Origin of the sequence: Flavobacterium sp. (assembly GCF_046073885.1) — a bacterium.
GTDB lineage: Bacteria > Bacteroidota > Bacteroidia > Flavobacteriales > Flavobacteriaceae > Flavobacterium.
The window spans coordinates 1-10,396 of sequence record NZ_JBJTND010000026.1; the positions used below are offsets into that span (position 1 = coordinate 1).

The 10,396-nt window shown below is 34.9% G+C and carries 11 protein-coding genes and 3 tRNA genes; 1 reads left to right on the plus strand and 13 read right to left on the minus strand.

The genetic code is table 11. The features are described from left to right. The 11 genes from tuf to ACKOWY_RS03975 all read right to left on the minus strand — a co-directional run. Nucleotides 1-881 (minus strand): elongation factor Tu (tuf, locus tag ACKOWY_RS03925; protein ID WP_408940141.1); only part of this gene is annotated, 881 nt, incomplete at its 3' end. 59 nt (nucleotides 882-940) lie between these two features. Then, nucleotides 941-1,012 (minus strand) — tRNA-Thr (locus ACKOWY_RS03930). Between the two features lie 117 nt (nucleotides 1,013-1,129). Next, nucleotides 1,130-1,211: transfer RNA gene (locus tag ACKOWY_RS03935), tRNA-Tyr, on the minus strand. A gap of 30 nt (nucleotides 1,212-1,241) precedes the next feature. Further along, nucleotides 1,242-1,315, minus strand: a tRNA-Thr gene (locus tag ACKOWY_RS03940). A 95-nt stretch (nucleotides 1,316-1,410) separates the two neighbouring features. Next, a complete protein-coding gene (gene hpf / locus ACKOWY_RS03945) occupies nucleotides 1,411-1,707 on the minus strand; it encodes a ribosome hibernation-promoting factor, HPF/YfiA family (protein WP_408940142.1) in 297 nt (98 codons plus the stop codon). Between the two features lie 23 nt (nucleotides 1,708-1,730). Then, the gene (locus ACKOWY_RS03950; protein WP_408940143.1) at nucleotides 1,731-2,624 is read right to left on the minus strand and encodes a tyrosine-type recombinase/integrase; all 894 of its coding nucleotides are present in this window, start codon (nucleotides 2,622-2,624) and stop codon (nucleotides 1,731-1,733) included. A 116-nt stretch (nucleotides 2,625-2,740) separates the two neighbouring features. After that, nucleotides 2,741-2,938, minus strand: a complete 198-nt coding sequence (rpsU, locus tag ACKOWY_RS03955) for a 30S ribosomal protein S21 (protein ID WP_353085228.1) — start codon at nucleotides 2,936-2,938, stop codon at nucleotides 2,741-2,743. A gap of 72 nt (nucleotides 2,939-3,010) precedes the next feature. After that, nucleotides 3,011-4,180, minus strand: coding sequence for an acyl-CoA dehydrogenase family protein (locus ACKOWY_RS03960; RefSeq protein WP_408940144.1), 1,170 nt, complete (start codon nucleotides 4,178-4,180; stop codon nucleotides 3,011-3,013). Between the two features lie 25 nt (nucleotides 4,181-4,205). After that, nucleotides 4,206-5,084 carry a ComEA family DNA-binding protein gene (locus tag ACKOWY_RS03965; protein WP_408940145.1) on the minus strand — a complete coding sequence of 293 codons (879 nt, stop codon included), beginning with the start codon at nucleotides 5,082-5,084 and terminating at the stop codon, nucleotides 4,206-4,208. A gap of 2 nt (nucleotides 5,085-5,086) precedes the next feature. Next, complete coding sequence (locus tag ACKOWY_RS03970) at nucleotides 5,087-5,308, minus strand: PspC domain-containing protein (RefSeq protein WP_408940146.1); 222 nt, start codon at nucleotides 5,306-5,308, stop codon at nucleotides 5,087-5,089. After that, on the minus strand, nucleotides 5,301-6,578 hold the full coding sequence (locus ACKOWY_RS03975; RefSeq protein WP_408940147.1) for a DUF2851 family protein: 1,278 nt from the start codon (nucleotides 6,576-6,578) through the stop codon (nucleotides 5,301-5,303). The genes ACKOWY_RS03970 and ACKOWY_RS03975 overlap by 8 nt, the downstream gene beginning before the upstream one ends. A gap of 101 nt (nucleotides 6,579-6,679) precedes the next feature. Here ACKOWY_RS03975 and ACKOWY_RS03980 point away from each other — a divergent pair, with 101 nt between their 5' ends. Next, nucleotides 6,680-8,344, plus strand: a complete 1,665-nt coding sequence (locus ACKOWY_RS03980) for a PNGase F N-terminal domain-containing protein (RefSeq protein ID WP_408940148.1) — start codon at nucleotides 6,680-6,682, stop codon at nucleotides 8,342-8,344. Between the two features lie 32 nt (nucleotides 8,345-8,376). Here the strand turns inward: ACKOWY_RS03980 and ACKOWY_RS03985 are convergent, their stop codons facing one another. Next, nucleotides 8,377-9,738, minus strand: coding sequence for a pyridoxal-phosphate dependent enzyme (locus ACKOWY_RS03985; protein ID WP_408940149.1), 1,362 nt, complete (start codon nucleotides 9,736-9,738; stop codon nucleotides 8,377-8,379). Between the two features lie 202 nt (nucleotides 9,739-9,940). Continuing rightward, on the minus strand, nucleotides 9,941-10,396 hold a 456-nt coding region (locus tag ACKOWY_RS03990; protein WP_408940150.1), incomplete at its 5' end, for a putative porin.

The following is a 10,396-nucleotide window of genomic DNA, read 5'->3' on the forward strand; positions in this document are numbered from 1 at the left end:
ATAACCATTCCTCTTTTGATATCTTCTTTAGCAACACCTCTTAACAAGATACCTGCGTTATCTCCAGCCTCACCTCTATCAAGGATTTGACGGAACATTTCGATACCTGTAATAGTTGAAGTTAATTTTTCAGCACCCATACCGATGATTTCAACTGGATCTCCTGTATTACAAACTCCTGTTTCGATACGACCTGTAGCAACAGTTCCACGACCAGTAATTGTAAACACGTCCTCAACTGGCATCAAGAATGGTTTTTCAGTATCACGAATTGGCTCTTCAATCCAAGCATCAACAGCCTCCATCAATTCAATAATTTTTGGAACCCATGTTGGATCGTTGTTCAATCCACCTAAAGCTGAACCTTGAACTACAGGACCATTATCTCCATCATATTCGTAGAAAGATAATAAATCTCTGATTTCCATTTCAACTAATTCTAATAATTCCGCGTCATCAACCATATCCACTTTATTCATGAATACAACGATTCTTGGAATACCAACCTGACGTCCTAAAAGGATGTGCTCACGTGTTTGTGGCATTGGTCCATCAGTTGCAGCTACTACTAAGATAGCACCGTCCATTTGAGCAGCACCAGTAACCATGTTCTTTACGTAATCCGCGTGACCTGGACAGTCTACGTGTGCGTAGTGACGATTAGCTGTTTCATACTCAACGTGAGAAGTGTTGATAGTAATACCTCTTTCTTTTTCTTCTGGAGCATTATCAATTTGATCAAATGATTTTGCTTGACAGTAACCAGCATCAGATAACACTTTAGTTATTGCTGCAGTTAAAGTTGTTTTTCCGTGATCTACGTGTCCGATCGTACCAATATTTAAGTGTGGTTTCGAACGGTTAAAGGTTTCTTTTGCCATTTCAATTAATTTTAAACTTAGTTATTATATTTATTAGTGTTCAAATTTCATACTTATTGAGCCAACTACGGGATTTGAACCCGTGACCTCTTCCTTACCAAGGAAGCACTCTACCCCTGAGCTAAGTCGGCAAGGAACGTAAGTTTTCACCAACATTCTTTAAGCACAAAACCTAAAGACATCAAGGACTACAAGCGAGCTTGCGATCCGTAAGGGTGAACCCTTACTAAATTTTTTAAAAAAATCTGTGGGGAGAGCAGGATTCGAACCTGCGAAGACGTAGTCAGCAGATTTACAGTCTGCCCTCGTTGGCCGCTTGAGTATCTCCCCAACTTTTAATATTACACCTTACTGGCTTTGAGCCGGCGGAGGGACTCGAACCCACGACCTGCTGATTACAAATCAGCTGCTCTAGCCAACTGAGCTACGCTGGCATTGGCAATAAAAAAAGTCCGCTATTTCTAACGGACTGCAAATGTAGGTATTTATTTTATGTTACAAAATATTTTTTGTAAAATTTTCATTAATTTTAATTTCCGACTTTTTCTTTTCTTTTTACAAGTTGTCTTTCTAAAGATTCTGCTGCCAAATCGATCGCTCCTTCAAATGTTTTTCCTTTTTTCTTAACCAAAAATTCATCACCCGGAACATTAACCTTTACTTCGACTATTTTATTTTCTTTTTCACTCGTGTTTTCTACTTTAAAAAAAACATCTGAAGAAACCACTTTGTCATAAAATTTATCTAATTTGTTTAATCGTAATTGAACAAAATCAACCAATTTTCTGTCGGCAGAGAAATTTACCGCATTCACATTTACTTTCATAGCTTTAAATTTAATGGTTTGTATTAATTTTTGTTTCTGGGGTGGGCTTGCCCGTAAACCTTTTTCAACTCAGATAAACTGCTGTGGGTGTATACTTGAGTAGAAGCTAAACTGGCATGACCTAATAATTCTTTAACTGAATTTAAATCGGCTCCGTTATTTAATAAATGAGTTGCAAAAGTGTGACGCAATATATGCGGACTCTTTTTTACCTTTTCGGAGACATTACTAAAGTAATAATTTATCAATCGATATACAAACGAATCGTTTAATTTAACACCTTTTAACATCAAGAAAAAATACTCCGGATCCTTAATTACTTCTAATTGAGCTCTTTCGGTTAAATACTTTTCTATTTGGGAGGCAATAACAGGAACAATAGGCAGTATACGCTCTTTATTTCTTTTCCCTAACACTTTTAGTGTACGATTATGCAAATCAATGTTTTGCATTTTCAAACTTATCAATTCTATTCTTCGTATACCCGTGGTATAAAACATGTCGATGATTAATTTATCACGAATTCCTTCAAATCCATCGGGAAACTTTAAATTATTTAACACCATATCCAGTTCGTTTTCAGAAAATGGAATTTGCAATTTCTTTGGTGTCTTTAAGGATTTGTGTTTTAATAAAGGACTTGACTTAATTACTTTGATCTTGAGTAAGAATTTGTAAAAGGATTTTAAGGAGGCTATTTTTCTATTTACAGAACTATTGGCAACTCCATCATCTACCATAGCAACAATCCAACTTCGAATCATGCTGTAATTAACCTCTTCCAATTGATCCATCTCAAAATTGGATTTCAAAAACTCCTTAAAGAAAATCAAATCATTCCCATAGGCAGTAACCGTATGCATGGAATAATTTTTTTCGAGTTGAAGGTATTCTTGAAAAGCTTTTTGGTAAGACATGAATTAGTGTTAGAAAGTGAAAGGGATTTATCTGAAATAAACCCATAAAAAAAATCGTTAGTAACAAAGTTATGAAACTTTAACTACTAACGATTATTATTTAAATAGAAAATTGATTATAAACTTTCTAATTTGTCTTTCATGTTCTGAATGTAAGCCGCTTTTTGGATTTTCATTCTATTGGTAACAGAAGGTTTAATGAAAGCTTGACGTGCACGCAACTGACGAACAGTTCCTGTTTTATCAAATTTTCTTTTATAGCGCTTTAATGCTCTATCGATATTTTCTCCGTCTTTAATTGGTATAATTAACATAATATAGACACCTCCTCTCGTTAAGGCTGCAAAAGTAACAATTATTTTTAATTATGAATTATAAATTACAAATTATTTTACGGCTGGCTTGTAATTTTGATTGTCGATTATCATTTTAGACAATATTTCTCTCAAGATCTCTGAAGTTCCGCCGCCTATTGGCCCCAATCGGCTGTCTCTTAACAATCGAGCCAATGGATATTCTTCCATATAGCCATAACCACCTAGCATTTGCAGGCAACTGTAAATGGCTTCGTCAGCAACTTTGGTCGACTTAAGTTTTGCCATAGTTGCTTCTTTCACCACATATTCGCCTTTATTTAAACGTGCAACTGCAGTATAATTAAATATTTTACAATGCTCAACCTCAGTTGCGTGGTCAACCATGGTATGACGTAAGGCTTGAAACTTATTTATTTTTGTTCCGAAAGATTCTCTTTGAGACATATAATCGAGTGTATAATCTATAGCATATTCTGCTCTTGCATGTGCATTAACAGCCATTATCAAACGTTCTAATGCAAAATGCTGCATAATATAAGGAAAGCCTTTACCCTCTTCGCCCATTAAGTTTTCTTCTGGAATTTCAACATTATCAAAAGCGATTTCCGCTGTATCGGAAGCTCTCCAACCCAATTTATCCAACTTTGTTGCCGAAACGCCCTGGCAATTCGTATCCATTAAGAAAATACTAATCCCCTTATTTCCAAGTTCCGGACTTGTTTTGGCAGCAACTACATAATAATCAGCATATACACCATTCGTTATAAATGTTTTAGATCCATTAATAATGTATTTATTTCCTTTTTTAACAGCAGTAGTTCGCATCCCTGCCACATCACTTCCGCCAAAAGGCTCGGTAATACACAAGGCACCAATCTTATCACCCGAGATGCTCGGAGCTAAATAATCTTGTTTGATTCTTTCATCTCCTTCGGCATTTAAATGAGTCATTGCCAAATAAGCATGTGCCCACATCGCCGCGGCAAAGCCAGAAGATTTAATTTTTTGAAGTTCTTCAAGAAACACAACAGTATAAAACAAATCGAGGTTCATACCCCCATAGGCTTCCGGATAGGCAATCCCGAAGAATCCCATTTCACCAAATTTTTTCCAAATGAAACGTTCAATAGTACCCGTTTTTTCCCATTTTTCAATGTGAGGCACCACTTCTTTTTGTAAGAAATCCTTTAAACTTTGCCTAAACAATTCATGTTCTTCAGTAAAATAGGTCGCATTCATGGGAGGGGCATTTTGAAATTTTGATTTAGAATTCCAAATATAAGGCAATTATTTTGATTTTATCCAAAGGAAAACCTTTAATATTTGTTAAATCCTCAATTTTAATATCGCCATTCATACTTCTGTAGGAGACGATATTTTTGGAAATGGGATATCTAAAATAATAAAACTGACCTAATTCTTTGATTGAAGCCGAATTAATATTGATTTTCTTGATGTTTGGATTCGATTTAATCAAAAAGTATTTATTTAAATCATAAATTACTTCGGGGGACAACCCCCATATTTCCTCCATTTGATCCATCGAAACAAAGCCGCCAAGTAGTTCTTTCTGCTTAATAATTCGATCTGATATCGCATCGCCTATTCCAACTACTTTCATTAAATCCTCTTTGGTTGCCAAATTAATGTCTAAAACTTTTAATGTTTCTTTTTTGGGAAATTCTTTCCATTTAGATTTAAAATAATTTGAAGATGGATTAGTTACCCATTCCGGAAATTTAAAATGAGGAGCCATTGCATTTAATACACTATCGGAAATACCGGTTATCATTTGAAACTCTTTTACCGAATTGGCAAATTTTCCTTGGTTTCTAAAATTTCGAAGTCTTTTTATTTGTTCTAAAGTCATTCCGTAACGATAGGCTTTTTCATCAGAAATAAAATTTGGATTGAATGGATAAACTTTATAATTGGGTGCTGAATCGGAATAAGAAATTTCTTTCGATTTTTTTCCTAATGAAATCCATTGTTTTTCTTCAAGTGAAATGTGGTGGGGCTGATTGAAATCGGTGAAACAAAATGTAATTTGTAAGATTACAATTACAAAAAATAAAACAAGTATACCAATGCGCTGCTCTTTAGAAAAGTAAAATAGGGATTTTATGAATGAGGTAGATTTCAAATCTACAAATCAAAAACAGAAGAGCGTTTAGAACGAATCATATCTTTTAATTTTATCCAAAAAGCTAAGGTTAAATAAATTCCGAAACCTAAACCAACAGTAACGAAAGAAATGTAAATAAAAAACAACCGCACACTCGTGGCTCTCATGCCCAGTTTATCTGCCAAGCGAGAGGAAACATGAAATCCATGTTTTTCAAAAAAGTAACGAATGGAATTAATCATTTTTATTTTTTAACAAATCCAAGCCAATAGCGCATTGCAAACATTTCTTTAAATTACAATATTCATTTTTTAACTGCAACAATGCTTGTGTTTGAAATGCGCTTTTTGATTTAATTCCAAAAGTACTAAACTTTTCAATAATGTTGTTTTTCTCACCCGGAATTGTGTTCAACAAATTTATTAAAATTTCAGCAGATTCTTTGCCGTGGCTTTTTGCAAAAGCAAATTTGATAGGAATAATCGTATTTATTATGAGCAAATTAATAAAATCTTTGGATAATGATTTATCTTTTTTAGGGCTTGGCTTATCAAAATTATAATGAGTTTTCCAATATTCACTCACTGATAATTCAAAAATTGAATGCAATTCGGCTAGATTTTTGGCAGCAATTATTTTAGAAAATAAATTGCGTTGTAAATGATATAACATGGCCAACTGCGCCAATCGAATGGTTGGAAAATTATCGGGGCGGTGCTGAAAAAATTGAATGTTATCAATCACTGGCTGATTTAATTTGTATTTTAAGGATAAGTAATCATACCATGATTTTAGCTCTTGCGGATAAGAATCTTCCACAGTTTCGGGAATCAAATTGGCTTGACCAAACAGCAATGCTTCTAGGTAAATCACCTCTAAAGCTTCTTTTTGAATTAAAGAAAAGGTAATGGATTTGGCAATTTTATAAAATGCATCTCCATTGGTATTTAATCCAAAGTTTTTAGCCAACATACAAAACAGCACAGCTTCCCAATCTTGATGGGTTTCTAGAAGTAGTTCGTGCACTGGCATTGCCTTTAATTCTAGTCGTTCTAAAAAAAGCCGCTCTTGCCAATTTTCAAAAACAAATGAATCACAATTTTGAATTTGGTTTTCACAAAATATCCAGCTTTTTTTAGTTGAAAGTTCTTTGTAAGTATGTTGTATCTCTTGGGAAACATATTTTTTTATTTCCAATACTGGAATTTCCGTATTGTCTTTTCTATAAATCGGCGCATCATGATGCCATACCACATGTAGAACAACATTGTTGTAATTGAGATCTTTTTCATGATGGTGTAAATACCAATCGGAAGATTTGATATGAATTTCAATGTTACCGGCCCATTTTTGATTGGAAATAATGATTTGAGCGTTAAAGAAATCAGGACCTTCTTTTTGCAAATAATCACCAGAACTTACAATAATTAAATCTTCTCCATGAGAAGTTTTCAAATCAGTGAAGTGAAACTTCTTGTACCTCCATAGATAATGTATAAATTCTTCTTTCATGATTGGAAATCGGTCTTTCTCTAAGTTACTTTATTAAAGTGATTTACACAAATTATAAATACTAAAATTCATCTCTTATATTTGTAACATAAAATAACTCCATGAAAAAAATTAGTACAATCGCTTTATGCTTTTTTGCAATTGCCAGTTTTGGCCAGGCAAATTATAAAATCACTTATACCAAGAGTTCCAACGGAAAAATAATAGAAAATCAAGATCCAGTTATTGTGTTTTCTAATTCAAATCAAACGCTGATTTCATCTAAATCAATTCTTGAAAATAAAGCGACATATCCGTATGAATTTTCTCTCATTGATAGAAGCACAAATGCTATAAATCAAGTAGCCAAATTGAAAGTTGACAAACAAATTTCTACTTTGGATAGCACTTCTTTAGCAAAGCAAACTTTTGAATTATTGGAGGGCGAGAAAAAAATTCTTGGATATAGCTGTAAGAAAGCGAAAACCATTATTAACTCTAACACTATTGAACTTTGGTATACCAATGCACTAAACATAAAAGGAGCCCCATCAGTTTTGGGTCAAAACTTAGGGTTGGTCTTGGAAACCAATCGAAATGGCAACTATATTGTGACGGCTACCAAAATTGAAAAAGTCAAACAATTCCCAGAGGCAATAGACAACAATAAGTCTAAAAAACCATTGGATTTACTTACCTACAGAGATGAATTATGGAAAAGTAGATTTACTACAATTCCGGTTTTTAAGGAAGAAATTATCAATTTTTCGGATGCATCCAAATCAAATGACAGCATCCTTCGATTTGCCAACGGTACAATAATACTTAGAAAAGTAAGAATTCCTGCCATAGCAAAAGGCAGCCAAGTATTTTTAGATGTAACCGAGCAATCAAATGGAGATGCTTATGATAGAACGGGGTCGGTATTTTTGATTCCGATGCAAAAACAAACTTCCTTTTTGGATGGTTTGCAAAATGGCGTAAAGACTTTGCCAATGTACGACAATGGAAACGGTAAATTATATCAAGGAATTGTAGCTTCGTCAACATATTCGCCTTTATTGGAATTGATACGCTTCTTCACTCCTTTTGGCATCAAACAATACAATACCATTACCTTAAAAGATAAAACTTGGGAAGAACGCGTGAGTTACCGCCAAGATATATCCGAATTAACTTCGGCACTGAGTGACCAAGAAATTTACCTGGGCACATTTATTGGTAATTATGACAAAGGCGGACATAAAGTAAGTGTCAACCTCACAATTCATCCCGAAGAGGAAGTGCTAATTGCAAAGCCTACAGCTGTCATTCCGTTATTTAATACCAACAATGTGATGGAAATGGCAGGACAAGAATATGGCACTTTATTTAATTCGGAAAAAGGGTTGGAAGTGACTTTCACTCTGGATAAGGATTTGAAAAATGCACGCATTCGTTACATCACCACAGGCCATGGCGGTTGGGAGAATGGTGATGAATTTGTACCCAAGCGAAATTCGATTTATTTAAACGGAACCGAAGTTTTTCATTTCACGCCATGGCGCGAAGATTGCGGTTCCTACCGCTTGTACAATCCTGCTTCGGGAAATTTCCCTAACGGATTGTCTTCTTCAGATTACAGTCGATCAAATTGGTGTCCTGGTACGATGACCAATCCGGTATATATTGATCTTGGAGATTTAAAAGCTGGAACGCACACCATTCAAGTAAAAATACCTCAAGGAGCCAACGAAGGAACGAGTTTTAGCTCTTGGAATGTTTCGGGGGTGTTGCTTGGAAATTAAAAAACCTACAATTTTCATTGTAGGTTTAAAGATTATTTTATTGAACCAATGATATCGTATTTGGTAATGATATGGTGTTTTCCGTTCCCTAAATCTACCAGCACGGCTTGATTGTCTTTACTGAATAATTTAGAAACCTCTTCTATTGGCGTGCCTATTTTTACAATTGGATACGGTTTACCCATTACTTCACGAATTGGCTTATCGGCTACATTTTTATCAGTCACATAGCTTTGGAATAAATCAGTTTCATCTACAGATCCTACAAATCCTGTTATATCAACCACCGGAATTTGAGAAATTTTGTATTTACGCATTCTATCAATAGCATGCGAAACCAATTCTTCAGTACGCGCAATGATTAAAGGCTTATCCATATGTTCTTTGATAACATCTTCTGCTTTAGTAATTTCTTCGTCTAAAAATCCTCTTTCGCGCATCCAATCGTCGTTGAACATTTTTCCAACATAACGGCTCCCTGAATCATGAAATAAAACAACTACTACATCGTCTTTAGTGAAATGTTCTTTTAATTGATGTAATCCTTTTACACAAGAACCTGCAGAGTTTCCTACAAAAATCCCTTCTTCTAAAGCAATCTTTCTAGTATATACAGCGGCATCTTTATCGGTAACTTTTGTAAATCCATCTATGATAGAAAAATCTACGTTTTTAGGAAGAATATCTTCCCCAATTCCTTCGGTAATGTAGGAATAGATTTCGTTTTCATCGAAGATACCTGTTTCGTGGTATTTTTTAAAAACCGAACCATACGTATCAATTCCCCATACTTTAACGTTTGGATTTTTTTCTTTTAAATATTTTCCGATACCTGAAATGGTTCCACCTGTTCCAACACCCACTACAAAGTGAGTTACTTTTCCGTCAGTTTGTTCCCAGATTTCTGGACCTGTTTGTTCGTAATTTGCTTGAGCATTACTCGGATTATCGTATTGATTGACATACCATCCGTTTGGTGTTTCTTCGGCTAAACGTTTAGAAACCGAATAATAGGAACGCGGATCGGTGGGTTCTACATCGGTTGGACAAACCACTACTTTGGCACCTACCGCACGAAGAATGTCCATTTTTTCTTTGGATTGCTTGTCGGATATGACACAAATCAGTTTGTATCCTTTAATAATAGCTGCTAAAGCCAATCCCATTCCGGTATTACCAGAAGTTCCCTCAATGATAGTTCCACCTGGTTTTAGGCGACCATCGGCTTCTGCATCTTCTACCATTTTAAGCGCCATACGGTCTTTGGTAGAGTTACCTGGATTAAACGTTTCCACTTTAGCCAAGACTAAAGCATCGATTCCTTCTACCACTTTATTTAGTTTTACTAAAGGTGTGTTACCAATAGTTCCTAATATATTTTCTGAATAGTTCATTTTGTTTATTTAAGAGGGCAAAGATATTGATTAAAAAAACGTTTTCCAATACTACTGATTTTACACCAATAGATTACTAACTAACCCTGATGGAAGTGGCATCCTTTTTTTGTTCTGAAGATATCTTAGCTAAAGCGATACCTGTCAAAAAAGATAGAACGGACAGCAGGAATACGGATTGTAGAAAAGCGCAAGCGATTCGTTACTGAAAGAAATTCCACACCAACCCGAAACGAATCATGAAATCGTGGTAGGGCAAGTTGGGTGCCGAATAGTATTTATTTCCCGTAAAGCTAGAATTGAAATGTTCAGCTTTGAGATAAATACGCGTTTGTTTTACCCGTGCATTGATGAAGAAATCGAGCATTGGAAACGCACCAATTTGTTGTCTTTTTTGCACAAAAAATTCTGCCAAAACCGGATTGTAATCGTCCGCATAAAATTTAGTGAAATAGTTTATCGTGATTCCGGTTTGTAGAAACATGGCCTTTTTAAACACTTCATCCGAATAATATAGCGTATTTCGCAAGGTAAGTTGCGGAACATTTAAAATAGTATCGGTTTGGGCAACTTTTTGATATAAGAATGTGTTATCTAAAGCCCATTTTTTGTATTTGAACTCTCTTGATACTTTTAAAGACAAATAGTTAATTGTACC

What these genes read in the sequence shown, in the direction of transcription:
- hpf (WP_408940142.1), bottom strand. Translation starts at nt 1,707, where the DNA reads ATGAAAGTAAATGTGAATGCGGTAAATTTCTCTGCCGACAGAAAATTG.
- ACKOWY_RS03950 (WP_408940143.1), bottom strand. Translation starts at nt 2,624, where the DNA reads ATGTCTTACCAAAAAGCTTTTCAAGAATACCTTCAACTCGAAAAAAAT.
- rpsU (WP_353085228.1), bottom strand. Translation starts at nt 2,938, where the DNA reads ATGTTAATTATACCAATTAAAGACGGAGAAAATATCGATAGAGCATTA.
- ACKOWY_RS03960 (WP_408940144.1), bottom strand. Translation starts at nt 4,180, where the DNA reads ATGAATGCGACCTATTTTACTGAAGAACATGAATTGTTTAGGCAAAGT.
- ACKOWY_RS03970 (WP_408940146.1), bottom strand. Translation starts at nt 5,308, where the DNA reads ATGATTAATTCCATTCGTTACTTTTTTGAAAAACATGGATTTCATGTT.
- ACKOWY_RS03975 (WP_408940147.1), bottom strand. Translation starts at nt 6,578, where the DNA reads ATGAAAGAAGAATTTATACATTATCTATGGAGGTACAAGAAGTTTCAC.
- ACKOWY_RS03980 (WP_408940148.1), top strand. Translation starts at nt 6,680, where the DNA reads ATGAAAAAAATTAGTACAATCGCTTTATGCTTTTTTGCAATTGCCAGT.
- ACKOWY_RS03985 (WP_408940149.1), bottom strand. Translation starts at nt 9,738, where the DNA reads ATGAACTATTCAGAAAATATATTAGGAACTATTGGTAACACACCTTTA.